The sequence below is a fragment of the Micromonospora sp. WMMD1076 genome (assembly GCF_029581475.1).
In the GTDB taxonomy this organism is placed as follows: Bacteria; Actinomycetota; Actinomycetes; order Mycobacteriales; family Micromonosporaceae; genus Micromonospora; species Micromonospora aurantiaca.
In genome coordinates this window covers 3,517,095-3,543,261 of record NZ_CP120862.1, presented here as the reverse complement: position 1 = coordinate 3,543,261, position 26,167 = coordinate 3,517,095, and the positions used below count along the sequence as shown (strand labels likewise).

The window sequence follows — 26,167 nt, the reverse complement described above, 5'->3', positions numbered from 1 at the left end:
GACAAGACGGCAGGTGCCGGTATAGCGTGCCCGCACTCACATCCGTCGATCGGTGAAGCGCCGTCACCCGAGGAGCGCCATGCCCACGTCACGATCCCCCCGTCTGCGACGCCGAGGTCTGCTCGGCGTACCCGCCCTGGTGGCCGCCGCCCTCGCGGTGGCCGTCCGTCCCGGCACGGCGCACGCGGCGCCGAAGGCCGAGTGCCTCGCCGACCTGCTCGGGGAGCAGTGATGGCCACCGTTCCCTGGCTTGTGGACGTGCTGCGCGCCGCCGGCGTACAGGTCGTGGTCGAGGGCGACTGGCTCAACCGGATGCGCCCCGGCTCGTTCGACCCGATCGGGGTGCTCTGGCACCACACCGCTGCCACGTCCAGCGCCACCAACCCGCACCCGGCGCTGAACATCTGCATCAACGGCCGTTCCGACCTGCCCGGCCCGCTCTGCCAGGCGCTCGTGGACTACCACGGCGTGTTCCACGTGATCTCCGCCGGCCGGTGCAACCACGCCGGCGCCAGCGGTGGCAGCGGCCCGATCCCGGCCGGGGACGGGAACACCCTGATGATCGGGTGGGAGATCGACTACAACGGCGTCGACCAGCGGATGACCACCGCCCAGTACAACGCCAGCATCGCGGCCACCGCCGCCGTGCTCAAGCGGCTCGGCCGGGACTCCAGCTACGCCCGCGGGCACCGGGAGACCAGCACCACCGGCAAGATCGACCCGTCCTTCATCGACCTGAACACGATGCGCGCCGACGTGGCCGCCAAGATGGCCGGCGGTGGCACCGGCTGGACGTCGATCGTGGACAACGCCACGGCGGGCCGGTTCACCGCCAGCGCCAACTGGGGCACGTCGACGTACTCCGGGCAGCGCTACGGCGCCGACTACCGCTACGCGGACCCGGTCGCCGCGAGCGACCCGGCCTGGTACAGGTTCAACGTCCCCCGCACCGGCAACTACCGGGTCGAGGCGTGGTGGCCGGCGAACGCGGGCTACAACGCGGCCACGCCGTACATCGTCGCCACGACCACCGGCAACCGGACGGTAGTGGTCGACCAGCGGGCGACCGGCGGGCAGTGGCGCTCGCTCGGCACGTTCACGCTGCCGGCCGGGGACGCCAACCGCGTCGCGGTCAGCCGGTGGAGCTCCGCCGCCGGCCTGGTCATCGCCGACGCGGTCCGGCTGACCGAGGTCTGACCCCTGACGTACGGACGCGGCCGGGCGGCACACCCACCCGGCCGCGCCCACCGGCGGTCACCCGGACGGCACGGCTTCGAACGGGCCGCCCGCGGGCGTTTGCCCCCGGCCCGGCCGGGTAGGACGCTGCGCCACCCGAAGGCGGGCCGTGCAGGCGGCGTGGGCGGCCGGGACGTCGCGGAGGGTCGATGACGGCTGGACCAGGTCGGGCGCAGGCGCCGTCGGGCGAGGTGGTGGAGCTGCGGGTGCACGGCGTCTCCGCGGCCGACGCCGCCGAGGTGCTGGGCCGGCCGCTGGTCCGGCAGGTCGCGGGCGACCGCAGCGCCGGCTTCTACCGTCCCCGCCCCGGACACGCCGACGAGCACGGGGCGGGCGGGGTGACGCTGGAGGCGTACCAGTGGAACGACCTGCCCTCCGGCACCCCGCTGCGTACCCTCTCGCTGCTGTTCCTGATGCCCTTCATGCTGCTCAACGTGGCCGTGTGGATGCGGCCGGGGGAGGCGGTCGGCGGCGCGGTGGTGCGGGCGCTGTGCCGGGTGCTCGGGTTGAGCCTGACCGTGCTGTACGTGCTCGCCGGCGCCGGGGTGGCGCTGGACCTGGTGGCCTGGCAGTGCCTGTCCGTCCCGGCCTGCGTCGCCGACCGCGAGTGGCTGTCCTGGATGGGCGGGCGGCCGGTGGGACTGCGGCTCGTGGTGCTGGCGCTGGTCCCGGCCGCCGCGGTGAGCCTGGTCTGGTGGGGTGCCCGGCGGCCGGGTCGCTCGTTCACCGCGTTCCGGGCGCCGGAGCGGGCGTCCGCCGGGCCGCCGCTGAGCACGATCGGCCAGTGGGACACCGAGCCGCTGATGGGCCGGCTGCGCTCGATCCACATCGCGGCGGCCTTCGCCACCCTCGACGGCTGTCTCCTCGCCGCCCGGGCCGCGCAGGGTGTCCCGCCCACCGTGGCGGCGCTGCTGGCGGTCACCGGCGCGCTGCTGCTCGCCTGCGTGGTACTGGTCTGCGTTCCGCCGCTCGTCGACCGGGCGCCCACCGACCAGCGACGAGACCGGGTCGCCCGGGCGCTGCGCGCCACAGCGGTCGGGCTCACCGTCGTGGTGGCCGGGTACCTGCTGTTCGCCCCGGCCCGCTGGCGTACCGGCGGAGGCCTGCCCGGCTACGGCTCGATCCTGACGTGGCTGCTGGTGACGCACGCGGTCCTGCTGGGCGCCCTGGGGGCCGTGCTGCTCTGGCACCGCCTGCGGGTACGCGGCCACCGGCCGCCGAACGGGCTCGGCGCGCTCGCGGTCGCGGCGGCGGCGGGCGGGCTCGCGGTCGCGTACTCCGCCGAGCTGGTCCAGCGCACCGCCGACCTGCTGGACCGGGGCATGTCCCCGGCGGACGACATACCGGGTCCGGCACGCGCGTACACCTGGGCGATCTACGGTTTCTTCCGGGCGTTGCTGGTCACGCTGGCGGCCGCCGCCGTGGTGGCGCTGGTGTCCCGGCGCGGTCGCATGCGGGCCGCCCAGGCGATCGTCGGGCGGGACTTCCCGGCGCCGCCGGCCGAGGCGACGCCCCGGCTGCGGCAGGTCCGGACGATGATCGTCCGGGCCCGGTTCACCGACCTGCTGTTGCCGTTGGCGGTGCTGTTCGCCGTCATGGCCGGGGCGGGCGCGGCGACCACCGCGATGGCGCTGGTCCGTCCCGAGCCGGGCGAGGCGCTGGAACGCCGCACGCACGTCCCGGCCGAGCTGGTCATGTTCGGCATCGAGGTGGGCGGGGTGGCGATCTCGGCGGCGGTGCTGGCCCTGGTCGTCGCCGGGGTCTTCGCCTACCGCAGCCCCGGGTTCCGGCAACACGTCGGCGTGCTCTTCGACCTCGCCACGTTCTGGCCCCGGGCCGCGCACCCGTTCGCGCCGCCCTGCTACGCCGAGCGGGCCGTGCCGGAGCTGGCCCGGCGCATCACGTACCTGGTGCGCAGCGGCAGCGGGGTGCTGCTCTCCGGCTACAGCCACGGATCGGTGCTCGTCGCCGCGACAGTCCTGCAACTGCCGGCCGAGGTCAGCGCGCGGGTCGCCCTGCTCACCTACAGCTCGCCGCTGCGCCGGCTCTACGCCCGGTTGTTCCCCGCCTACGTGGGCGACGAGATGCTGCGCGGGATCGGCGGCCGGGTGGGGTGGCGGTGGCGCAACCTGTGGCGGGACACCGACGCGCTGGGCGGATGGATCTTCTCCCCGCACCGCGCGGACGAGCCGGCCCCCGTCACCGGCCCGGAGACGACAGTGGACCGCCGTCTCCGGGATCCGGAGAGCCTGGTGGCGCCGGCCTGGGACAGCGTCCCGCCGCCGATCCGGGGTCACCTCCCGTCCGAGGACGACCCGGCGTACGCCGAGACGGTACGGGACCTGGCCGGGCGGCTGCGCGCCAGACCCTGACGCGGACGGGTGTCACCCGGCGGGTGCTCCGCCTCGAACCGTTCTCAGCGGGCCGTCGGGCACCGGGATCAGCGTCCCGGCGGCCCAGTGGGTCAGTTGGTCGGCGAAGTGCGGATCGTCCGGGCGCCCGGACGCGCCGAACGGCACGATCCAGCGGCTGGCCGCCCGGTCGGTCAGGTCCCACACGTAGCGGGCCACCGGGCCGCGCCAGCAGGCGTCGGAGATCCCCGGCACGCTGGAGGTGGCCAGCACGCAGTCGGTGTCACCGGCGAGCGCCACCCGCCGCCGCATCGCCGTCACCGCGTCGGTGATCGCCGGGGCGACGCCCAGGTGCACCGGGTGCAGCAGGTGCCGGCTGCCCCACTCACCGGGTGCCGGACCGGCGGCCACCTCGGCCAGCGCCTCGGCGGCCGGTTCCGCGAGGTCCGCGCCGAGGGCGGCGACCAGGTGGTCCAGCGCCAGGCCGATCCGGGCGGCCGGGTCGGTCCAGGGGGCGAACAGCTCGTCGAACCCGCACGGCTCGCCGAGGGCACGCAACCTCGGGTGTACGCGCAACCGCCGGGCCAGCGCCGCCCGCCACGCCGCGTACGCGCCGGCCCCGGCCGAGCCGGCCGCCATCGCCCGGTCCCATCCGCGCAGCCGCAGCAGCAGCGCGCGGGCGGGTTCGTCGAGCCGGTCCGGGTCGAGCCGGTCGAGCAGCCGGTACAGCGGTCCGGCCGCGAGCCGGTCGTCGGTGTGCACCGCGGACGGTTCGGCGCCGTCGGCGAGCAGCGCCCGGATCCGGCGGGCCCGGTGCGGCGGGGCGAAGTCGGCACCGTGTGCGGCCACGTCGTCACGCCGGTCGTTGGCGCACACCGCCACGCCGTCGACCGGCTCGTCGACCAGCGGCAGGTAGTCGCCCCGCCACCGGTAGGGCGGCTCCCAGGCCGGCACGGGTTCCCGGCGGCACCGCTCGTCGCGTACCGGGACCAGGCCGGCGACCAGGCGACGCACACCGCCCGCGGTGTCGGCGGCGAGCACGCTGTTGACCGGCTCGACCCACTGGCGGAGCGCGTCGGCGACGTCGCCCGTACGCCGGGCGCGCAGCAGCGGCAGCAACGCCTCGAAGCCGAGGCGGGCCTCGACCCGGCTCGGGGTGCGCAGCGCGATCGCCTCGCCGGTGACCCGGTCGTGGTCGATCACCGGCCCGCGGGGTGTCTCGATCACCTCGACCGTCTCCGGGGCGCCGCCGCGAACCTCGATTTCCTCGACGTGGCGCGCGGCGGGCGTCCAGCCGTCGGCGTCGCGCACCAGCACGCGGTCACCGTCGCGGCGCAGCCGTTCGCGGTAGAGGTCCTGGTAGTCGGCCATCGCGTTGGTGACGGCCCAGGCCACGTGGCCGGTGTGGCCGAAGTGCGGCACGCCCGGTACGCCGGGGAAGGCGAGACCGACCACGTCGAACTCCGGGCAGGCCAGCCGGACCTGCTGGTAGACGCCGGGTAGTTCGAGCAGCCGGTGCGGGTCACCGGCGATCACCGGGCCGCGCCCGGTGGCCGGGTCGGCGGGCAGCGCCCAGGCGTTGCTGCCCGCCGACGCCGGTCCCTCGACCGCGAACAGCCCGGCCGCGTCGGGGCCGAGCGTGCGGCCCACGTGCGCGTGCCAGAGCTTGTTCGGGAACGTGGAGAACAGCACGTGCTGGACGAGGAACACGCCGAGCGGCGACCAGGGGTGCCAAGGTTCGGGCACGGCGCCTGTGGCGCCGAACTCCGGCGCGCCGGTGGCGCCCTCGGCGAGCCCGGAGTTGACCCCGTCCACGTACGCCTCGACCCACCGCCGGCTGTCCGGGTCCAGCCGCTCGTAGCAGCGCCGGGCGGTGTCGTCCAGCCGTACGCGGCGGGCGAACCGGTCCCACGCCAGCTCGGCCGGGCCGACGTGGGCGGCCAGGCGACCCTCGGCACGCCATCGTTCGACGCTGATCTGCCAGGCCCGGTCCAGCGCGGCGACGCGCCCCTGCAGACGTGCGAGCGCGTCGACGTCGCCGGCCCACAACTGCGGCACGCCCCACCTGTCGCGATCGATGCGCGTCATCGTCTCGTACCGCCTCGGCACGCTGGACGACGGTTCAGTTCGACAGTCAACTTAGGTTAACCTTCCCTAACCCAGGGCGACCTCACCGCGACGCGGGCGGGTGCCGACCGGCGGTGCATGCGGGGCAAAGCACCCGAGTCGCGCTCTCCAGTTAGGGCAGCCTAACCTAACCTGGCTGCGGCTGATCGCCGCGCCGTCCTGTCCGTACGACCGCTGGGAAGTCGCATGAGTTCGATCGGGAGCCCGACCGGCGCCGCGCCCGCCGACACCGGAAGCGCCGCCGCCACGGCACGCGGCCACCTGTTCAACGCCGGCTCGCTCGGCCGGTACCGGGACGTGCTGGCGCGCGGTGTCGACCGGGTCGCCCGCCGGGTGGCCGAGGCGGACCGGCCGTTCACCGGCGTCACGCCCGACGAGCTGGCGCCGCTCATCGGCGCCATCGACCTGGACCGGCCGCTCGGCGACACCGACGCCGCCCTGGACGAGCTGCACGACGTGTGGCTGCGTGACGCGGTCTACTTCCACCACCCGCGCTACCTGGCCCACCTGAACTGCCCTGTGGTCATCCCGGCGCTGCTCGGCGAGGCGGTGCTCAGCGCCGTCAACTCCTCGCTGGACACCTGGGACCAGGGTGCCGGCGCGACGCTGATGGAGCGGCGCCTGATCGAGTGGACCGCCGGACGCATCGGGCTCGGCGCCACCGCCGACGGGGTCTTCACCAGCGGCGGCACCCAGTCGAACCTCCAGGCGATGCTGCTGGCGCGCGAGGAGGCGTACCGCACTGCGGTGGGCGGCGGCGCGACCGGCCGGCCGCAGGTGCTGTCCAGGCTGCGCATCGTCACCTCCACGGCCGGGCACTTCAGCGTGCAGAAGGCCGCCAAGCTGCTCGGCCTGGCCGCCGACGCGGTGCTCACAGTGCCCACCGACGCCACCCGCCGGATGCGCACCGACGAGCTGGCCCGCGCGATCGACAGCTGCCACCGCGACGGTCAGGTGGTGATGGCCGTCGTCGCCACCGCCGGCACCACCGACTTCGGCACCGTCGACCCGCTGCCGGAGATCGCCGGCATCTGCGCCGCCGCGGGCGTCTGGCTGCACGTCGACGCCGCGTACGGCTGCGGGCTGCTGGTCTCCCCCACCCGCCGGCACCTGCTCGACGGCATCGAACGGGCCGCGTCGGTGACGGTGGACTACCACAAGTCGTTCTTCCAGCCGGTCAGCTCCAGCGCGCTGCTGGTCCGCGACGGCCGGGTGCTGCGCCACGCCACCTGGCACGCCGACTACCTCAACCCGGCCCGCGCGATCGAGCAGGGGATCCCGAACCAGGTCGACAAGAGCATCCAGACCACCCGCCGGTTCGACGCGTGCAAGCTCTGGCTGACCCTGCGGATCATGGGACCGGACGCGATCGGCACGCTGTTCGACCAGGTCGTCGACCTCGCGGACGAGGCGTGGCGGCGGCTGGACGCCGACCCGCGCTTCGAGGTGGCCGCGCCGTCGCAGCTGAGCACAGTGGTCTTCCGGTACCGGCCGTCCGGTCTCGCCCCCGACCTCGTCGACGAGGCCAACCTGCACGCCCGCGACGCGCTCGCCGCGTCCGGCGCGGCCCTGGTCGCCGGGACCAAGGTCGACGGCGCCCACCACCTGAAGCTCACCCTGCTCAACCCCGAGACCACAGTGGACGACATCGCCCACGTGCTGGACCTCATCGCCGACCACGCCGCCTGGTACGCCCGGACCGCGGCCGCCGCCGAGCTGTCCTGCCCGGTCTGACCCCCCGTCGAGGAGAACGAGAACCCCCATGTCGACCCACGACTTCATCGCCGTCGGGCTGGGCCCCTACAACCTCGGCCTGGCCTGCCTCATCGCCCCGATCGACGACCTCGACGGCCTGTTCCTGGAGGCCCGCGACAGCTTCGACTGGCATCCCGGCATGCTGCTCGAATCCACCCGGCTCCAGACGCCGTTCATCGCCGACCTGGTCACGCTCGCGGACCCGACCTCGCCGTACTCGTTCCTGAGCTACCTCAAGGAGACCGGCCGGCTCTACCCGTTCTACATCCGGGAGAGCTTCTTCCCGCTGCGCGCCGAGTACAACGACTACTGCCGCTGGGCCGCCGGGAGGCTGCCGAACCTGCGTTTCCGGCACAGCGTCACCGCTGTCGAGTACGACGAGAGCGACGACCGGTACGTGGTGCACGCGGACACGCCGGACGGGCCGGTCACCCACCGAGCCCGGCACCTCGTGCTCGGCACCGGCACGCCGCCGTACCTGCCGCCCGCCTGCGCCGGGCTGGACGGTGACATGATCCACAACTCGCGCTACCTGGAGCGGCGGGAGGCGCTGCGGGCCAAGGACAGCATCACGATCGTCGGCAGCGGTCAGAGCGCCGCCGAGATCTACCACGACCTGCTCGGCGGCATCGACACGTACGGCTACCAGCTCACCTGGGTGACCCGCTCGCCCCGGTTCTTCCCGCTGGAGTACACCAAGCTCACGCTGGAGATGACCTCGCCGGACTACGCGGACTACTTCCACGCGCTGCCCGAGCCGACCCGCTACGCGCTGGAGGCCGCGCAGAAGCCGCTGTTCAAGGGCATCAACGCCGACCTGATCAACGACATCTACGACCTGCTGTACGCCAAGAGCCTGCACGGACCGGCGCCGACGCGCCTGCTGACCAACACCGAGCTGGTCGGGGCGGCGTACGCCGACGGTCGCTACCGGCTCGGGCTGCGCCACACCGAGCAGGACCGCGCGTTCACGCTCGACACCGCGGGACTGGTGCTGGCCACCGGCTACCACTACCGGGCGCCGGAGTTCCTCGCGCCGGTACGCGACCGGCTCCGCTTCGACGCACACGGCCGCTTCGACGTGGCCCGCAACTACAGCATCGACCACACCGGCCGGGGCGTGTTCCTCCAGAACGGCGGCACCCACACGCACAGCATCACCTCGCCCGACCTGGGCATGGGCCCGTACCGCAACTCGTGGCTGATCCGGGAGATGACCGGCCGGGAGCACTACCCGGTGGAGAAGACCATCGCGTTCCAGGAGTTCGGCGCGCCGGCCGGAGTGCCGGCATGAGCGAGCGCACCGAGCGAAGCGAGGGCCGCGAGCGCATGCTCAGACGGCCCGCCATGAGCGAGTTCACCCACGTCGACGACGCGCTGGGTGAGTTCACGCTGCGTCCGCTGGACCCGGACGCCGACGCCAGGCTGCTGCACCGCTGGGTCACCCATCCCAGGTCCGCGTTCTGGCTGATGCAGAGCGCCGACGCGGACGCCGTCGCCGCGGAGTACCGGCGCATCGCCGACCACCCGCACCACGACGCGTACCTGGGATCGTGGCGCGGCACCCCGGCGTTCCTGGCCGAACGGTACGACCCGGCGCACGTCGAGCTGGTCGGCCTGTACGACCCGCAGCCCGGCGACGTGGGCATGCACTTCCTCTGCGCGCCGGCCGACACACCGGTGCACGGCTTCACCCGTGCCGTCATCACCACTGTGATGGCCTGGCTGTTCGCCGACCCGGCGACCCGGCGGGTGGTGGTGGAGCCGGACGTCGCCAACACCGCCGTGCACGCACTCAACGCGGCAGTCGGCTTCACAGTCGTCGGCCCGATCCGCAAGCCCGAGAAGGAGGCGCTGCTCAGCGTCTGCACCCGGGACCAGTTCCGGGCCGCCACCGGCGCGCCCGCAGGCGAGGAAGGGGCACCGGCGTGAACGCCAGCGCATCCGTGGACCACCTGACCCCCGAGGCGTGGGCGACGGCCAACCGGCTGCTGGTGCGCAAGGCGCTCGCCGAGTTCGCCCATGAACGCCTGATCACCCCCGAGCCCGCCGGCCCGGGGCAGTGGCTGGTCCGCGGCGACGACGGCACCGTCGAGTACCGGTTCGCCGCGCAGCGGCTGGCGCTCGATCACTGGCAGGTCGACGCGGACAGCATCGTGCGCCGCCGCGACGGCGCGGAGCTGCCGCCCGACGCCGTGGACCTCTGCGTGGAGCTGCGCGGCGCTCTCGGCCTCACCGACGCGATCCTGCCGGTCTACCTGGAGGAAATCACCTCCACGCTGGCCGGGACCGCGTACAAGCTCGCGAAGCCCGCGCTGAGCGCCGCCGAGCTGGCCGCCGCCGGCTTCCAGGCGATCGAGACCGGCATGACCGAGGGGCATCCCTGCTTCGTGGCCAACAACGGCCGCATCGGCTTCGGCGTGCACGAACACCACGCGTACGCCCCGGAGGCCGCCGCACCGGTACGGCTGTTCTGGCTCGCCGCGCACCGCGACCACACCACGTTCACCTGCGCCGACGACCTGGACTACGACACGCTGGTCCGGGCCGAGTTGGGCGAGCAGACGCTGGCCGGGTTCACCGCCACGCTCACCGGGCTGGGCCTGGACCCGGCCGACTACCTGTTCGTCCCGGTGCACCCCTGGCAGTGGTGGAACAAGCTGGCTGTCACGTTCGCCGGTGAGGTGGCCCGGCGCCGGCTGGTCTGCCTCGGTGAGGGGCCGGACGAGTACCTCGCGCAGCAGTCCATCCGCACCTTCTTCAACGTCACCGACCCGGCCAAGCACTACGTGAAGACCGCGCTGTCGGTGCTGAACATGGGCTTCATGCGCGGGTTGTCCGCCGCGTACATGGAGGCGACGCCCGCCATCAACGACTGGCTGGCCGGGCTGATCGAGGGCGACCCGGTGCTCAAGCGCACCGGACTGTCGATCATCCGGGAGCGGGCCGCTGTCGGTTACCGCCACCGGCAGTACGAGGCGGCGACCGACAGGTACTCCCCGTACCGGAAGATGCTGGCGGCGCTCTGGCGGGAGAGCCCGGTACCAGGGCTGGAACCCGGGCGGCGGCTGGCCACCATGGCCTCGCTGCTGCACCTGGACCGCGACGGCCGCTCGCTCGCCGCGGCGCTGATCGACGAGTCGGGGCTGGCGCCGGCCGACTGGCTGCGCCGCTACCTGGACGCCTACCTGGTGCCGCTGCTGCACAGCCTGTACGCCCACGACCTGGCGTTCATGCCGCACGGCGAGAACGTCATCCTGGTGCTGCACGACGGCGTGGTCGAGCGGGTCGTCTTCAAGGACATCGCCGAGGAGATCGTGGTGATGAACCCGGAGGCGGACCTGCCGGAGCGGGTGCGGCGGATCCGGGCCGCGATCCCCGAGGACGAGAAGATCCTGTCCATCTTCACCGACGTGTTCGACTGCTTCCTGCGGCACCTGAGCGCCGCCCTGCACACCCAGGGCGTGCTCGACCAGGACGGGTTCTGGCGCACAGTCGCCGAGTGCGCCACCGGCTACGCCGCGACAGTGCCGCACCTGGCCGACCGGATGCGCCGGCACGACCTGTTCGCGCCGGAGTTCACGCTGTCCTGCCTCAACCGGCTCCAGCTGCGCAACAACCAGCAGATGGTGGACCTGTCCGACCCGTCCGCCGCGTTGCAGTTCGCCGGCACCCTGGCCAATCCGCTCGCCCCGTTCGCGCCGCGCGACTGACGGCATGGCAGAAGCGGGCCGGCGCACGGCGCCGGCCCGCTCTCGCCGGTGGTGGGGACGATCAGTTCTCCGCGCGACCGGCCCGCCAGTAGCCCATGAACGCCACCGCGCGCCGGTCCATGCCCCGCTCGGCGACCAGGTGGCGGCGCAGGCCACGGATCATCGCCGCCTCCCCGGCCAGCCAGGCGTAGAGCGCCGCGCCGTCCGGCCGCTCCGGCACCTCCCAGAGGATGTCCCGGTCCACGTCCACCTCGGCCAGCGGCGCGGCGCTCGCCGCGACCGGTACCGGCACCAGCCGGCCGGCCAGGCTCGTCACGGCCGGGGTGAGCCGGCTGCCGTGCGGTTCGCCGTCGCGGGCCAGCCAGGTCACGGTGACGCCGGCCGGTGCCGCGCAGGGCAGCTCGTCGCCGGTCTCCGGCACCTCCACCAGGGCGTGCCCGCGCGCGTCGGCGGGCAGCCGCTCCAGGATCGCGCAGATCGCCGGCGCGGCGGTCTCGTCACCGGCCAGCAGCAGCGTCGCCCCGGCCGGCGGCTGGAACTCGACCCCGCCGTGCGAGCCGTCCCAGCCGGCGTCGGGGCCGACGACCGCGATCCGGTCGCCGAGGCGGGCCCGCCGGGCCCACCGGGTGGCCGGGCCGCCGTCGCCGTGCAGCGCCATGTCCACGTCCACCTCGTACGCCTCCGGCCGGACGGCGCGGACGGTGTACGTGCGGATCGGGCTGCGCAGCCCGTCGGGCAGCTCACGCCACCGCGGGAACCAGTCCGGCCCGTCGGGCAGCTCCCCCGGCGCGCCGTCGACCGACGGCAGGGCCAGCTTGATCCGCTGGTCGTACCCGTTGTCGGCGAACCGGTTCAGGTCCGGGCCGGTGAGCGTCACCCGCAGGAACGACGGGCCGAGCCGGCGTAGCGCGCGGACCTCGACGGTGAAGACTCGCCAGGGCGCGACGGCCGGGGTGCTGGTCATGCGTCATTCCTCTCACGGCCGGTGGGGGTGCGTCGGTGCACGGGCTAACGGGCGGCTGCCGCGGCGCGGGAGCGCCACAGCAGCCAGACGAAGTACGGGGTGCCGATCATGGCGGTGACCAGACCGGCGGGGACCTGGGCGGGGGCGATGACGCTGCGGCCGAGCGTGTCGGCGAGGCTGACCAGGGTGGCGCCGAGCAGGACCGCGACCGGCAGGACGCGGGTGTGCCGGCCGCCGACCAGCGCCCGGGCCGCGTGCGGCGCGACCAGGCCGACGAAGCCGATCACGCCGACCGCCGACACGGCGGTGGCGGTGAGCAGTGCCGCCAGGCCGAGCGCGATCAGCCGGGCACGTTCCAGCCGGACGCCGAGCACCCGGGGCGTGTCGTCGTCGAGCGCGAGCAGATCCAGCTCGCGGCGTACGGCGGCGACCACCGGCAGCGCGATCAGCAGCGCGATCGCCACCGGCAGCACCTGCGGGGCGGTACGCCCGTAGGTGGAGCCGGACAGCCAGGTCAGCGCCTTGCCGGTGTTCCACGGGTCGGACGAGACCACGATGAACGTGATGATCGCCGTACCGCCCTGCCAGACCGCGAACCCGATCAGCACCAGCCGGTCGGAGTTGAGGCCGTGCCGCCGCGCCAGGCCGTAGACCAGCGCGAACGCGGCGACCGCGCCGAGCCCGGCGGCACCGGACAGGGCGAGCACGCCGGCCATCGGCGCGAACGTCAGCAGCGACACCGCACCGATGCCGGCGCCGCCGGTGATACCGAGGATGCCCGGTTCGGCGAGCGGGTTGCGGCACACCGCCTGCACAGTGGTGCCGGCCAGGGCCAGCGCGGCGCCGGCCAGCAGCGCCGCGGCGGCCCGCGGCCAGCGGGCGTCCAGCACGAACGTGTACGCCGGTCCGGTGCGGCCCTGCACCCAGTTGACGATGTCGCCGAGCAGCACCCACGTGTCACCGGCGAGCATGCCGAGCACCAGTGCGGCGCTGACGACGACCGCGCAGACCGCTATGACAGTGGCGACGAAGCCGCGGGAGCGGACCGCGGCGTGGCCGCCCGGCGCCTGCCGGGTCGGTCCGGCGTCGCGGTGGCGGCGGGCCAGCCAGACCAGCAGCACCGCGCCGAAGAGCGTGGTCACCACGCCGGTCGGCACGTCGACACCGGCCTGCCCGCCGAGCACGGCGCGCAGCAGCACGTCGGAACCGAGCACGATGACGACGCCGACGATTCCGGACAGCGGCATCAGTATGCGGTGCCGGTGCACCTCGGGCACCCACCGGCCGAGCAGCCGGACGATCACCGGCGCGCCGAGGCCGACGAAGCCGATCGGCCCGGCCAGGGTGACCGCCGCGGCGGAGAGCAGCACCGCCAGCAGCACCACTGTGAGCCGGGTACGGCGCACGTCGAGCCCGAGCACGGTGGCGGTGTCGTCGCCGAGGGCGAGCAGGTCCAGCCGGTGCCCGAGGGCCACGAGCAGCAGCGCGGCGACCCCGATCACGGGGGCGAGCTGGGTGAACGCGACCAGGTCGCCCTGCACGAGCGAGCCGTTGCCCCAGGCGAACAGGCCGATGGTGGCCTGCTCGAACAGCAGCATGAGCAGCATGGTCAGCGAGGAGAGCGCCATCGCGGTGGCCGAGCCGGCGAGGATGAGCCGGGTGGTGGCGGCCTGGCCGCCGGCCGAGAGCAGCATGACCAGGGAGGCGGCGGCGAGTCCACCGCAGAACGCCAGCCCGCCCGCGGGCAGCGCGGGCAGCGCGATCCCGAACGCGGCGGTGGCGACGATCGCCAGGTGGGCGCCCGCGTTGACGGCGAGCGTGTCCGGCGAGGCGAGCGGGTTGCGGGTGGTCGACTGCAACGCCGCGCCGGCGAAGCCGAGCGCGACGCCGACGGCCAGGCCGGTGAGCAGCCGGGGCAGGCGGGAGGCGACGAGCACCCGGGCGGCCTCGTCGTCGCCGCCGGTGAGCAGCCGGAGCAGGTCCAGCGCCCCCACCGAGGAGGTGCCCTGGGTGAGGTGCACCGCGGTGATCGCGACGAGCAGCGCGGCGGCGAGGGCGAACGCGCCGGCGACCCGGCTGCGCCGGGTGGGCGGCGGCCCGACCGGGGCCGGCCGGGTGGCCGGCCCCGGCGGGGCGGGGGCGGTCATCGCGCTCAAGCCGTGTAGACCTTGACGAGCTCGTCGATGTACTGCTTGGCGGACAGCGTGCCGCCGAACGTCCAGATGCCGTTGGGCATCTTGTGCTGCTTGTTCTGCTGCACGAACGGCAGGGAGCGCCAGATCGCGTTCCCGGCGAGGCCGTCGGCGAACACGTCGGTGCCGTCCGAGGCGTTGTAGAAGAAGTGCAGGTCCTGGCTCTTGAGGACGGTCATGCCCTCGACGTCGGTCTGGCCGAGGCCCCACATCTCGTCGGTCTTGCCGGTCCAGGCGTTCTTGAGGCCGAGCTGGATGCCGAGCTGGGAGACGTACGCGCCCTGGCCGAACATCCGGATCGAGACGGTGCTGCCCTCCTTCCAGCCGTCGGCGATGGCGAACTGCTTGCCCGCCGCCCCGGCGTCGGCGATCTTCTTCTTGCCGTCGGCGAGCGCGGCGTCGAAGTCGGCGAGCAGCTTGTCCGCCTGGGCGGTACGACCGGTCGCGGTGGCGATCATCTTCAGGTCCGCGCGCATCCGGCCGATGTTGTCGGAGGCGTCGCTGCCCTTGGTGACCAGCACCGGGACGTACTTCTCCAGCTGGGTGACCACGGCGGAGCCGCGCTCGGCCTCCATCACCACGAGGTCCGGCTGGAGGGCGACGACGGAGTCGACGCTCGGCTCACCCCGGGTGCCGACGTCCTTGACGCCCGGGTCGAGCGGGGCGGCGGTCACCCAGGTGGCGTACCCCTTCGGGTCGGCCACGCCGACCGGCATCACGCCGAGGCCGACGAGCATCTCCACCTCGCCCCACTCCAGGCCGACGACCTTGGTGGCGGGGCTCTTGAGGGTGATGGTCTTGCCCCGGCTGTCGGTGACGGTGACCGGGCCGGTGGACGCGGCGTCGGAGGGGGACGGTGCGGCCGCGGGCTCCTCGGTGGTGCCGCAGCCGGCGATCAGCAGCGCGCTCGCCGCGGCGGCGGCGAGCAGGGTCAGACGGGTACGCAGCATCGGTTTCTCTTCTGTGGGCAGGAGTCGGTCAGGCGGAGACGCGGGTCGTGTGCCGGCCGACGGGACGAGTGGAGAGCAGGTTGGTGACCGGGTCGACGCTCACCTCGACGCGGATGCCGTACGCCTCGGTGAGCGCCGCCTCGGTGAACACCTCGTGCGGCGTGCCGGCGCCGCGGACCCGGCCTTCGTGCAGGAGCACGACCTGGTCGGCGACGGCGGCGGCCTGGTTGAGGTCGTGCAGCACCACACCGACGGCGACGCCGGCGGTGTCGGCGAGTTCGCGCATCAGGTCGAGGATCTCCACCTGGTAGCGCAGGTCCAGGAACGTGGTCGGCTCGTCCAGCAGCAGGATCGCGGTGTCCTGGGCCAGGCAGGTGGCCAGCCAGACCCGTTGCAGCTCGCCGCCGGACAGCTCGTCGACCGGCCGGCCGGCCATGCCGTCGACGCCCGTCACCCGCATGGCCCGGTCGATCACGGCCGGTCCGTCGAGGTCGTTCGCGCGCCACCGCTGCCGGTACGGGTGCCGGCCGTACCCGACCACGTCCCGCACCGTCACCCCGCTGGGGGTGGGGCGGCTCTGCGCGAGCAGCGTGACCCGGCGGGCGAAGTCCCGGGCGGACAGCGCCCGGGCCGGCGTGCCGTCGGCCAGCACGATCTCGCCGTGTTCCAGCGGGTGCAGGCGGGCCAGCCCGCGCAGCAGCGTCGACTTGCCGCTGCCGTTGGGGCCGACCAACGCGGTCACTGCCGCGGGCCGCAGCGTGATGGCGGCGTCGTGCACCACCGTCGTGCCGTGGTAGCCCAGCCGCAGGTCGCTGCCGCTCAAGCCGTCGGCTCGCACCGTTCTGCTCATCACGGAGGTTAGGCTAACCTAAGCGCTGGTCAGGCCGTCAAGCTGGAGGGAGACCGGGCGGCCGCCGAGGGTCGGCGTGAGGCGGCCGTCGCCGGTGAAGGACCAGGCGAGGGCTCCGGAGTACGTGGAGCAGCGGGAGCCGTTGCTGCCGGACCAGAACTGGTTCGAGCCGTCCACGTTGCCGACCGTCTTGTCGTTGGAGCCGCTGCCGGCGAAGCGGCAGGACGTGTTGCTCCGGAGGGCCGCGGCAGTGGTCACAACGGCCCGAACACGTCGCCCGGCTCGGCGTCCAGCGAGAGCGTCTCCAGCACGGTGAGCAGTTGCCGTTCCTCGTACCGGAAGTGCGACTCCATGATCGCCGCCACGCCCTCCAGGTGCCGGGCCAGTTCCCCGGGCGGTGCGTCGCGGGCCACCGCCGCGCTCAGCCCGGTCAGCAGGTACCCGATCATCGAGTGGTCCTGCCGCAGCCGGTCCAGTGTGCCGCGCAGCTCCGGATGCCGCGCCGCGACCGCCGGGAAGAGGCTGTGGTCCTCGCCCTCGTGATGCGCGGTCAGCGCCGCGCAGAAACCGTGGCAGAACAACAGCAGCTCACGTGTCGCCGGGCGGGCCGGCTCACCGTCGGCGAGCGCCCGCCGGGTCACCGCCAGCGCCTCGCGCAGCCGCTCGTGGACGGCGCGCATCTCCCGGCTCCAGGCCACCAGCCTGGTCTGTTCGCCCTCAGCCACGTGGCGAGGGCGAAGGGACGACGAGTGTCATCGTCGTGCTCCCTTCGATCCGGCGCCTCCATGCCTGACACGGTCTGCCACCGGCACGCGACGCTGGGCGGAGCCTAACCGGCGGCACCGGCGCCATCAAGTAGTGCCAGCGCTACCCCGGTTCGGCAGCTGGCGGGATGGAGCGCGGGGCCCGGTTCTCCGAGGCTTGAGGGCGTACCCGTTCACCTCCGTCGAGGAGTTCCCATGACCCGCCGTACCTTCCCGGTGGCCGTCGGCGCCGCGGCCCTGCTCACCGTCACCGCACTGGGTGTGCCCGCCGCGTCCGCCACCACCACCGACGCCCGGCGTCCGGCCGCCGACGCGGTCCAGCAGCGGCTGGACGGCCTGGTCGCCGAACACGGCTTCCCCGGGGCGCTGGCCTCCGTACGCCGCGACGGCCGGGTGCGCGACTACACCGCCGGGGTCGGTGACCTGCGCACCGGCGCCGGGATCCCCCGCGACGCCCGGGTGCGCGTCGGCAGCAACACCAAGACGTTCACCGCCGTGGTCGTCCTCCAACTCGTCGGCGAGGGCCGGATCGACCTGGACGCCAGCGTCGAGCGCTACCTGCCAGGCATGGTGCGCGCCACCGGCAACGACGGGCGGCGGATCACCGTACGCCAGTTGCTGCAACAGACCAGCGGCCTGCCCGACTACGACGACGTGTTGTTCGGCGAGGCGCAGGACCTCGTCGACAGGCGCAGCGACTACTTCGACCCGCGGCGGCTGCTGGACGCGGCGCTCACCCGGCCGCGGCACTTCCCGCCGGGCGCGAAGTGGGAGTACAGCAACACCAACTTCGTCCTGGCCGGACTGATCATCGAGCGGGTCACCAAACGCCCGGTCGGCGAGGAGATCACCCGGCGGATCGTCGAGCCGCTGCGGCTGCGCGACACGTACTGGCCGCAGACCGGGGAGCAGGACCTGCCCGGCCGGCTGCCGCGCGGATACGTGGCGGTGGAGCCCGGCGCGCCGTGGGTCGACGTGACCCGGCTGGACCCGTCGGTGGGCTGGGCCGCCGGCCAGCTCGTCTCGACGCCGTCGGACCTGCGCACGTTCTTCGAGGCGCTGCTGGCGGGGCGGCTGCTCAAGCCGGCCCAGTAGGCGGCCCTGACGCGTACCGTGCCGGCGCCCGATTTCGAGCCCAGCGGCGTCTGGGAGTACGGCCTGGGCATCGCCCGGCACGAGCTGCCCTGCGGCGGTCACGCGTGGGGGCACGGCGGTGACATCCAGGGCTTCGAGACGCGCAACCTGTCCACCACTGACGGGCGTAGCGCCGTGGTCGCGGTGACCGCGCTGCCGACCGGTCCGGAGATGATGGAGGCGGTCACCGCCACCGTCGACGCGGCCCTGTGCGGCACCGGCCGCTGATCCCGGGTCACCGGACGCGCGCCGCCTCCCCGCGAGGCGGCGCGCGTGCGTACGTCTGCCCTCGGTGGCCGGGTCGTGGACGATGCGGATCCGGATCCCGGCGTGGACCAGCGGGGCGAGCGTCAGGGTCAACGGCGTCGCAGCGGGTATCGCCACCACGCCGGGCAGCTACGTCATCCTGACCCGGCCCCTGGACGTCCGACGCGCCGGCACTGTTTCGCGCCGCCCGCAGGCGCATCCGCTCGTCGGTCGTCGACGACGTGTCCCGCACCCTCACGTCCGGCATGGCGTCGCCGGCCGACCGTTCGCGCCGCCAGGGCCGGCGGGTCTCGTCGATCGCGGTCCGGTACACCGGGACGTTGCACGGGCGGCTCACCGATCACGCCGGGCGTCGCCCGGTGCCGCTCAGTACCGTCCCGGTGGCGGCCCGGACCACGAGCGGATCATGGTCGCCACCAGCGCCGGATGGTCGGTCGTCCCGCGCATGTCCACCGACCGGCGGCAGCAGATCGTCACGCCGCTCGACGCCACGATCTGCTGCCGGGCACCGTCGTCGATCCGCCGGTAGCCCGCCGGCACGCACGACCGCACGTCCGGGGTGCCGCCGGCGCGCAGGTTGAGGTCACCGCCGACGACTGCCGGCGCGCTCCCGGCGTCGCCGCGGATCCCCGGCACCACCGCGCCGAGCAGTTGCCCGCACTGGGCCAGCGCGACCTGGCCGCTGGTGTTCGCCAGGTGCGTGGTGCAGGCGTGCAGCCCGGCGGCCCGGACACAGAGCCAGACCCGCTCCTCCGGGTCGGCGAGATCCTGCGCCGGATAGGTCCCCCGGTGCACCGACGGCCGGTCGTCGCGGTCGTCGAGGCGGGTCAGCAGCCCGATCCCGTACGGCTCGCCGTTGTTGCACCGGGTGGGACTGCGGGAAGGGCGGTCACCGGCGGCGTGGAACGCGGACACCACTGTGCCGCCGGCACGGGCGGCCCGCAGCGCCCGCTCCAGCGTCACCACGTCGTCGCGGCAGATCTCGTTGAGCGTGACCACGTCGGGCGCCTCGGCGATGATCACGTCGGCGGCCTGGCGGACGGCCCGGCCGGTGTAGCAGCCGGCCCGGCCGCTGTTGCACAGGTTCATCTGGAGCACCCGCAGCGTTCCCGCGCCGGTGGCACCGGCGCCCGACGACCCGGCGGGCAGCCCGGCGACGACGAGCAGGCACACCGCGCCCAGCACCCGGCGGACACGCCGGGCGAGGTGGGTGACCGGCTGCGTCAGCGGGGCTCCAACGGGTACGGGCGGCGGCGGGCGCCGGTGATCCTATCGCCGCAACGCTCCCGTCGCCGCCCGGCGCGGCCTACCTCGGTACGGCCCGGAACCACGCCTCCCGGTCGTCCGGGTCGGGCCCGCGCCGGGGCAGTGCCGGGGGTTCCTCGCCGGTGACCGGCGCGTAGTGGTCGAAGGTGGTGGTCAGCACCGCCTCGCCGCCGGTGAGGTCGGGCAGGGCGGCGACGACCCGCGGCACCCGGGCGGACGGCAGGGTGCCGCTCACCTCCAGGTAGCCGCCCGCGACTGCGGTGTCGTGGACGACCGCTCCGAGCCGGCCGAGCAGCGCCAGCACCGTCTCGACCGCGTGCCGGGGAAGGTTGACGTCGAACCGCTCGATCGGCTGGCACACCCGCGTACCGGCCTGCCGCAGCGCGGCGGCGACCACGACCGGGGCGAGGTTGCGGAAGTCCGCCGCCACCGTCGAGATCGACTTGTCGAACTTCTGGTGCGGCCGGCTCTGCCGGGGCCAGTACCGGGACGCCGTCATGGTGACCGTGCAGTCGGTGACCGGCCACCCGTTCCGGCCCTGCCGCAGCGCGGCCCGCACGCCCTCCTCGGTGGCGGCGACGAACGCGGGCGGCAGCCGGCCCGGCTCGATCCCGGGCCGGAACTCGATACCGTGCCCGGCCGGGGCGGCCTTGATGCGCAACCCCAGCCCCGCCAGGTACGGGTTGCCGCGCTCCCGTACCCGCTCCTCGGCGGCGCCGGTGCCGGCGACCCGTTCGATGCAGGCGGTGAGCGTGCCGGAGAACCGCACCCGGACGCCGTACCGGTCCTCCATCAGTGATGCGAGGACCTCCTTCTGGACCTCGCCGTGCAGGCGGATCACCGCCTCGGCCTGCTGCTCGTCGAGGCGCAGGTCCACGAGCGGGTCCTCGTCGGCCAGCTCGGCCAGCCCGGCGAACATCGCCAGGCGCTGCGCCGGGTCGACCGGCTCGACGACCGCCTGCCGGGTCGGCGGCGGGAACCGGTAGCCGTGCCGCCGTGGCGGGTCGCCGATGTGCTGGCCGATCCGGGCCGACACGCCGCGTACCGCCGCGATCTGCCCGGCGGAGACCGACCGGCGCACCAGCACGCCGGCGGGCTCGATGACGGCGATCTCGGTGACCGGCTCCGGCCGACCGCCGGCGAGCTGCACCCGGTCCCGCACCCGCAGACGCCCGGACCACAACCGCAGCCAGACGCGCCGGCCGTGCCCGTCCCGGTCGACCGCGAAGACAGTGCCCGCCGGCGGACCGTCCCGTGCCTCGCCGTACGGGAGCAGGTCGGCCAGGACGTCGCACAGCCGGCGTACCCCGGCGCCGGTGATCGCCGAGCCGCACACCACCGGGACCAGCTCGGCGCGGCGCACCGCGCGGCGGAGCGCCCGGCGGACGTCACGGACGCGTACCGGCCGGTCGGTCAGCCAGCGCGCCGCCACCGCGTCGTCGACCTCGGCCACCTCCGCCACCACGGGTTCGGCGTCGAGGTCCACGGCATGCACCCGGGCCTCGCGGCGGCCCTGGCCGGTGACAGTGGTGAGCAGGACCGGCCGCGCCCCGAGCCGCTGCCGCACCTGGGCCGTCACCCGGTCCACGTCGGCGCCGCCGCGGTCGACCTTGTTGAAGAAGAACACCGCCGGTACGCCGATGCGGCGCAGCGCCCGCCAGATGGCGACTGTCTGCGGCTGGACGCCCTCCACGCTCGACACCACGAGCACGGCGGCGTCGAGGACGGCCAGGGAGCGCTCGACCTCCGCGATGAAGTCGGGGTGGCCGGGGGTGTCCAGCAGGTTGATGCTCAGGTCGCCGACGGTGATCGACGTGACGGCCGCCCGGATGGTGATGCCGCGGCGGCGTTCCAGCTCCATCGAGTCGGTCCGGGTCGTGCCGGCGTCGACGCTGCCCGGCTCGGCCACCGCGCCCGCCTCGTAGAGCAGGCGTTCGGTCAGGCTGGTCTTTCCGGCGTCAACATGCGCGACGATTCCGAGGTTCAACAGGGCCAAGGCAGCGCTCCACGGTAGGACGGGCAAGGGTCCGAAGCGTGGAAGCTGCTCGCATGGTCTCTCCTGGTGGTCGTCGTGGTGGCGGCGCTCGCCGCCGGTGTGCAGTCCTACCTTGCCCGTCCGCCGCGACCACCACCACCGAATTCGGGCCCGGAGGGCACGGCGTCCGGACGGCCGGTGGTGAACGAGACCATCCGGCGCCGCCGGTCGTCGGGCCGGCCGGGGCCGGTACGCGGGGCGACCTCAGCCGGGGGCGCCGGCCCGGATGTCGTCGACAAGGTTCCGCACGGCCTCTCGGTACTCGGGCTGGGTGTGATAGGGCCAGTGGCGTTCGAGAGGGGGCGGCACGGTGTCCGGCATCTCCACCACGACGCTGCGGGGATCCCGCAGCCGGACGTCGACGGTCGCGGCGGCCGGGGGCAGGCAGGGCCGGAGACCCGGGTCGGCGAAGATCGGGCCGCCGATCGGGTCCGTGTCGCGCCACAGGTTGCGCCAGCGCCAGCCGATCCGGTCGCCGAGGTCGCGCAGCGCCTGGTCACCGAGATACGCCGGGTAGAGGCGGGCGTAGATGCGGTGCAGCGGGCTGCCGTGGGTCAGCAACGCGACGTGGGGCAGGGCCTCCGGCGGCAGTTGCAGGACGGTGGCGGCGGCCAGGACGGAGCCGTGGCTGTGACCGGAGATCACCACCGGGCCCTGCGCGGCGAGCGCGGAGACCCGGCGGGTCAGCTCCGGTACGGCACGGGCGGCGTAGCAGGGCGGTGCGAACGGGTGCACGGTACGCGGCCAGAACGTACCCAGGTCCCACAGGACGCCGACGAGCCGGCGCGTCTCCGGTGACCGGTACGCCCGATAGCCCAGGATCAGCAACCCGATGACGAGCAGACTGATGATCCATATTCCGACGTCGGTCACGTACGCGGTCAGCACGGCGAGCGTGTCGTGCCGGCGGCTGAGGCGGGCGGCGATCTGGGTGGGGCCGATCCCGATCAGGTCGAGCGCGACGGTGGCGAGCCCGACCGACGAGATCACGAAGAACGCGACAAACGTCGGCCCGAGCTCGTCGGTGACGAAGGACCGGGCGATCGTCGATCGGACCGCATCGAGGCGTGGCGTCGCCTCGGCGGGCGCGTCCGGAAAGTCCTGTTCGACCACACGCTGCGCGTACGCCCGCCGCCGGCGCCGGGCCACGGGCCGGGTGACGGCGAGCGCCGCGCTCACGACGACCAGGGCGGCGAGCCCGGCCAGCGCGGCCCACCAGTACGCGACGGGTGGTTCCAACGGCCCCAGGGCGGGCGGGTTGCTCCGGATCGGGTCGGGGATGCGACCCCGGTCGAGTTGGTCCGCGGTCCGGAACACCAGCGTGGCCGTGTAGGCGGAGGCGACGGTGACCGACATGGCCGCGACGAGCGGCGTGCCGAGCCCTCCGAGCAGCGCGCGGGAGCCGGCCGGCCGGGCGTGCTGCCGGGCGAGCGTCACCGCGGCGATCAGGACGAGCATCAGCCCCTGCGCCGCGACCAGGCCGGCGGCGCTGCCCTCGTGGCCGGGCATCTGACCGGCCTGCACGGGGACCTCCCGCCGGGACACGGCGTACCCCAGGCTCGACACCGTGGCCACCGCGGTGAGGATCCAGACCGTGCGGCGCAGCGGTCCGGCCCACCTCGCGGGGACGGTCACGGCCAGCACGACGGCGCAGAACGCCACGAGCCCGGCGGCGAGGACGAGCAGTCCGACGGCGACGGGGTTCCACCGGCCGTGCGACACCGCGACGACGAGGCTGACGCCGACGGTGCCCGCGCCGAGGCCGACGTGGATCTGGCGCAGCCACGAGGTCATCTGTTCGTCGTGCCAGATTCCGGGCGCGGCGAGACTCCCGGTCGACTCCAGGAGCCGCCCGCGCGGCGGGGCCGATCCGAAGCCCTCGAAAGCGTCGGCCGATCGCTTGCCGACAACCCAGAACACCCGCAGCGCCAGCAGCGGCATCAACGCCAGCACGGCCAGGCGCGGGCCGGTCGGCAACGCCACCAGCCACGACAGGTACGGTCTCCCGTCCCGGCACTCGGCGTACGGGACGCACTGCCAGCCGGTCAGGTTCATACCGACACCGACGAGCGCCAGCGTGAACGCCACGGTCAGCGACCCGGCGAGCAGGCGGCACAGCCCGCCGAGGACGCCGCCCCGGTCGGCGAGCATGGGGCGCATCCACACCGCGAGGTTGCTCAGCATGAACGGCAGCAGCACCAGCATCGACGCCGTCCGCACCGCCGCCCCGGCGGTCAAGGTCCCCCACCGGTACGCCTCCACCACCACGCCGGCAGGCGCGCCACCGGCCGCGCCGAGCCCTTCCCGGACCCGGTAGAACCCGGCGTGCCGGTCGCCGGCCACGCGCACCACGATCGGATGGTCGACGATCGTCTCCGCCGACGCACCGAACACCCCGTGGACACGCAGTTCCACACCTCTGTCGCCACCGGCCGCATCCACGATCGAAGCGTCACAAAGACCACCCGCTCCGCGCTGCCGAACGCGGAACAGAGGGCCGAGGTCACCTCGTGCCGGCCGGAGCCGGGGGTGGCCCTTCACCTCGTACCGTCCGCCGGGGCCGTAGTGCTGGCCGCCGAGCACGGCGGGGTCGGTGGCGGCGCGCAGGCGTCGCGGGTGACCTGTGGTGCTGAAGATGCCGGGGTGCGCGGCCGGGGCGACGGTGGTGTCCTGGGCGTGCTGCCCCGCGACTGGCCGGCTGCCCCGCAGGCTGCCGGCCTCGCGACGACCGCGCCGCCGGGCTCGGGCGAAGCGTGGTCAATTCGTGGGCTACTGCGGGTCGGACGAGCCCGGGTCGTTCGCGTCCACGATGGAGACGGGAGTGCCCAGCTCCACCGTGCGGGACACGGTGCAGAGCCGGTCGTGCGACTGCCGCAGCGAACGCGGCAGCACCTCGCGGGCGCGGTCACCGTCCGCGCCGTCCGGGAACGTCACCGCGAACGTGACGGTGAGGTTCTCCATCCGGTTCCCGGCCTCCGGGTCACGGATCTTGTCGCCGCTCACCGTGACGGCGAACCGGGCCGGTTCGGCGCGCCGGCTGGTCACGTGGTCGACGTCCACGGCGGTGCAGCCGCCGAGGGCCGCCAGCAGCAGTTCCACGGGCGTGAAGGTCGCGTCCTCCCCCGTACCCATCGACAGCTCGCCGCCACGGGCGTTGCGCGCCACGTATCTGCCCACGCTGGTGCGCTCGATCTCCACCGACCGGAAGGTGTCGTCAGTCATGCGACGAACCTACCGAAAAGCGTTCCGCGAACGTGCGGTACACCGGCGTGCCCGGCAGCCCGTCACGCACGGCGAACACCACGAGGTCGAACCGGTCGACCGCCCGGAGCGCGTCGGCGAACGCGCCGGCCACCGTCGCCGGGTCGTTCCGGAACACCCCGCACCCCCACGCGCCCAGCACCACCGTCCGATGCCCGTGCGCGGCCGCGACCTCCAGCACCCGCCGGGCCCGCCGCACCAGCACCGCCGGCACGTCCGCGGCACGCTCCGGCTGGTTGCGCACTATCGCGCCCAGGTTCGGCGCCGCCGCGGTCAGGAAGGACGTGGTGTACGGCCGGTCGAGCAGGTCGCCCTTGTCGTCGCGGTACACCGGCACGCCCGGCGAGTAGACGACCCGGTCGCTGTACCGCAGATCCCGCTGCACGCTGTGGAAGGCGTAGAAGTCCGGCGCCGCGAGCAGACACGGGTAGAGCGCCGACGAGCGGGCGATGCTCTCCTCCTGCGCCTGCGCCCCGCCCAGGAACCCGCCACCCGGATTCTTCGCCGACGCGAACACCAGACACGCCGCGCCCGGCCCGAGCCGGCGGGCCGCCTGCAACGTCGACTCGTGCGTCACCTCCACGTCACCGGCTCCGGGCGTCGCGCCGTCGAGGTGGAGGACCTCGTCCGGCAGGTGCTCACGGGTGCCGTCGACAGCGGCGCGTACCGCCGCTTCGATCGCGATGTCCTCGCCGGCATCGTTGCGGTAGCGTCCCGCTTCGGCGATCGCCACCGTCTGCCGGGCGATCTCGCGGAGACGGCCGGTCATCCGGCAAACCCGTCGATGTCGTGCATGATCGGCAATCTAGGCAGTCCCGACGCGCACGGCAATCGATTAGCGGCCGCTGAACGGACCTGTGGGTTCCGTGGCCCCGGTATCGCCTGGCCATCTGGCATCGAACAGCCGCGGTCCACCTACTGACCGAATGTGTAGCGCAGGTTCGCGTTGATCAGCTGGTTGAGGCGCTTGCGCAGGTGTCCCAGGAGCGACGGGTCGGGCAGGGGCTCGGCGACGAGCAGCGTCCAGCGCAACTGGGTGCCTCCTCCACCATCGGACACCAGATCGAAACGCACCTGCGCATCCGGTCGCCCGGTTCACAGCGACGACCAGACGACCACACACGGGTGCTCGGCGTGCAGGATCCGAGGCGATTGCTCGTCATCGAGCAGCCGCAGCCACGGACGCGCCGGGTCACGGTCCGGCCCGGTGAGCGCCTCGAAGACGACGGCCGGTGGGGTGGCTGGCTGCGCGCAGGGGTCCACGAGGCCCTACCCGTGGTGCTCGGCGATCGTGTCCGGGGA

General features: G+C 74.0%; 23 protein-coding genes and 1 pseudogene. 10 read left to right on the top strand and 14 right to left on the bottom strand.

All coding sequences use genetic code 11. The features are described 5' to 3' along the window. Nucleotides 1–79 precede the first annotated feature (79 nt). The 3 genes from O7622_RS16860 (at nt 80) to O7622_RS16850 (ending at nt 3,608) form a co-directional block, all read left to right on the top strand. Nucleotides 80–232: a hypothetical protein gene (locus tag O7622_RS16860; RefSeq protein WP_013285768.1), complete on the top strand. Its 153-nt coding sequence runs from the start codon at nt 80–82 to the stop codon at nt 230–232. Then, on the top strand, nt 232–1,197 hold the full coding sequence (locus O7622_RS16855; protein ID WP_282309121.1) for an N-acetylmuramoyl-L-alanine amidase: 966 nt from the start codon (nt 232–234) through the stop codon (nt 1,195–1,197). The genes O7622_RS16860 and O7622_RS16855 overlap by 1 nt, the downstream gene beginning before the upstream one ends. 188 nt (nt 1,198–1,385) lie before the next feature. Continuing rightward, entirely contained in the window at nt 1,386–3,608 is a 2,223-nt protein-coding gene (locus O7622_RS16850; protein WP_282309120.1) for a hypothetical protein, read from the top strand. A gap of 12 nt (nt 3,609–3,620) precedes the next feature. On the opposite strand, the gene O7622_RS16845 is transcribed toward O7622_RS16850, so the two are convergent. Next, a complete protein-coding gene (locus O7622_RS16845; RefSeq protein WP_282309119.1) occupies nt 3,621–5,675 on the bottom strand; it encodes a penicillin acylase family protein in 2,055 nt (684 codons plus the stop codon). Nucleotides 5,676–5,900: 225 nt separating this feature from the next. Between O7622_RS16845 and O7622_RS16840 the strand changes: the two genes are divergently transcribed. Genes O7622_RS16840 through O7622_RS16825 form a run of 4 tightly spaced genes read left to right on the top strand, consistent with a single transcriptional unit; the run spans nt 5,901 to nt 11,182 of the window. Further along, on the top strand, nt 5,901–7,448 hold the full coding sequence (locus O7622_RS16840; protein ID WP_282309118.1) for an aspartate aminotransferase family protein: 1,548 nt from the start codon (nt 5,901–5,903) through the stop codon (nt 7,446–7,448). 28 nt (nt 7,449–7,476) lie between these two features. Next, nucleotides 7,477–8,763, top strand: a complete 1,287-nt coding sequence (locus O7622_RS16835; protein ID WP_282309117.1) for a lysine N(6)-hydroxylase/L-ornithine N(5)-oxygenase family protein — start codon at nt 7,477–7,479, stop codon at nt 8,761–8,763. Between the two features lie 53 nt (nt 8,764–8,816). Beyond that, entirely contained in the window at nt 8,817–9,401 is a 585-nt protein-coding gene (locus O7622_RS16830) for a GNAT family N-acetyltransferase (protein WP_282314161.1), read from the top strand. Then, a complete protein-coding gene (locus tag O7622_RS16825; protein ID WP_282309116.1) occupies nt 9,398–11,182 on the top strand; it encodes an IucA/IucC family siderophore biosynthesis protein in 1,785 nt (594 codons plus the stop codon). Before O7622_RS16830 ends, O7622_RS16825 begins: the two co-directional genes overlap by 4 nt. Before the next feature lie 61 nt (nt 11,183–11,243). On the opposite strand, the gene O7622_RS16820 is transcribed toward O7622_RS16825, so the two are convergent. From O7622_RS16820 to O7622_RS16795, 6 genes are read right to left on the bottom strand one after another with little or no spacing between them, the layout of a single operon-like run. Further along, nucleotides 11,244–12,146, bottom strand: coding sequence for a siderophore-interacting protein (locus tag O7622_RS16820; RefSeq protein ID WP_282309115.1), 903 nt, complete (start codon nt 12,144–12,146; stop codon nt 11,244–11,246). Between the two features lie 44 nt (nt 12,147–12,190). After that, on the bottom strand, nt 12,191–14,293 hold the full coding sequence (locus tag O7622_RS16815) for an iron ABC transporter permease (protein WP_282314160.1): 2,103 nt from the start codon (nt 14,291–14,293) through the stop codon (nt 12,191–12,193). A 5-nt stretch (nt 14,294–14,298) separates the two neighbouring features. Next, nucleotides 14,299–15,288 carry an iron-siderophore ABC transporter substrate-binding protein gene (locus O7622_RS16810; RefSeq protein ID WP_282309114.1) on the bottom strand — a complete coding sequence of 330 codons (990 nt, stop codon included), beginning with the start codon at nt 15,286–15,288 and terminating at the stop codon, nt 14,299–14,301. 28 nt (nt 15,289–15,316) lie between these two features. Further along, nucleotides 15,317–16,126, bottom strand: coding sequence for an ABC transporter ATP-binding protein (locus O7622_RS16805; protein ID WP_282314159.1), 810 nt, complete (start codon nt 16,124–16,126; stop codon nt 15,317–15,319). Between the two features lie 30 nt (nt 16,127–16,156). Beyond that, nucleotides 16,157–16,396 (bottom strand): hypothetical protein, encoded by a 240-nt coding sequence (locus tag O7622_RS16800; RefSeq protein ID WP_282309113.1) that lies wholly within the window; start codon nt 16,394–16,396, stop codon nt 16,157–16,159. Further along, nucleotides 16,393–16,863, bottom strand: a complete 471-nt coding sequence (locus O7622_RS16795; RefSeq protein ID WP_282309112.1) for a hemerythrin domain-containing protein — start codon at nt 16,861–16,863, stop codon at nt 16,393–16,395. Before O7622_RS16795 ends, O7622_RS16800 begins: the two co-directional genes overlap by 4 nt. A 234-nt stretch (nt 16,864–17,097) precedes the next feature. On the opposite strand from O7622_RS16795, the gene O7622_RS16790 reads away from it, so the two are divergent. From O7622_RS16790 to O7622_RS29245, 3 genes and pseudogenes are all read left to right on the top strand, one after another. After that, nucleotides 17,098–17,997 carry a serine hydrolase domain-containing protein gene (locus tag O7622_RS16790; protein WP_282309111.1) on the top strand — a complete coding sequence of 300 codons (900 nt, stop codon included), beginning with the start codon at nt 17,098–17,100 and terminating at the stop codon, nt 17,995–17,997. A gap of 18 nt (nt 17,998–18,015) precedes the next feature. After that, entirely contained in the window at nt 18,016–18,264 is a 249-nt protein-coding gene (locus O7622_RS16785) for a hypothetical protein (protein WP_282309110.1), read from the top strand. 55 nt (nt 18,265–18,319) lie between these two features. Further along, nucleotides 18,320–18,439: pseudogene (locus O7622_RS29245) on the top strand (hypothetical protein); the annotation flags it as partial. A 230-nt stretch (nt 18,440–18,669) separates the two neighbouring features. Here O7622_RS29245 and O7622_RS16780 read toward each other — a convergent pair. From O7622_RS16780 to O7622_RS16750, 7 genes are all read right to left on the bottom strand, one after another. Beyond that, complete coding sequence (locus O7622_RS16780; protein ID WP_282309109.1) at nt 18,670–19,488, bottom strand: endonuclease/exonuclease/phosphatase family protein; 819 nt, start codon at nt 19,486–19,488, stop codon at nt 18,670–18,672. Between the two features lie 121 nt (nt 19,489–19,609). Continuing rightward, entirely contained in the window at nt 19,610–21,556 is a 1,947-nt protein-coding gene (locus tag O7622_RS16775) for a TetM/TetW/TetO/TetS family tetracycline resistance ribosomal protection protein (RefSeq protein WP_282309108.1), read from the bottom strand. A gap of 252 nt (nt 21,557–21,808) precedes the next feature. Further along, the gene (locus tag O7622_RS16770; RefSeq protein WP_282309107.1) at nt 21,809–24,019 is read right to left on the bottom strand and encodes a hypothetical protein; all 2,211 of its coding nucleotides are present in this window, start codon (nt 24,017–24,019) and stop codon (nt 21,809–21,811) included. Between the two features lie 354 nt (nt 24,020–24,373). Next, the gene (locus O7622_RS16765; protein WP_282309106.1) at nt 24,374–24,826 is read right to left on the bottom strand and encodes an OsmC family protein; all 453 of its coding nucleotides are present in this window, start codon (nt 24,824–24,826) and stop codon (nt 24,374–24,376) included. After that, nucleotides 24,819–25,634, bottom strand: coding sequence for a TIGR02452 family protein (locus O7622_RS16760; RefSeq protein ID WP_282309105.1), 816 nt, complete (start codon nt 25,632–25,634; stop codon nt 24,819–24,821). Before O7622_RS16760 ends, O7622_RS16765 begins: the two co-directional genes overlap by 8 nt. A 146-nt stretch (nt 25,635–25,780) precedes the next feature. Beyond that, nucleotides 25,781–25,939 (bottom strand): hypothetical protein, encoded by a 159-nt coding sequence (locus tag O7622_RS16755; protein WP_282309104.1) that lies wholly within the window; start codon nt 25,937–25,939, stop codon nt 25,781–25,783. A gap of 21 nt (nt 25,940–25,960) precedes the next feature. Next, nucleotides 25,961–26,128, bottom strand: coding sequence for a hypothetical protein (locus O7622_RS16750; protein ID WP_282309103.1), 168 nt, complete (start codon nt 26,126–26,128; stop codon nt 25,961–25,963). Nucleotides 26,129–26,167 lie beyond the last annotated feature (39 nt).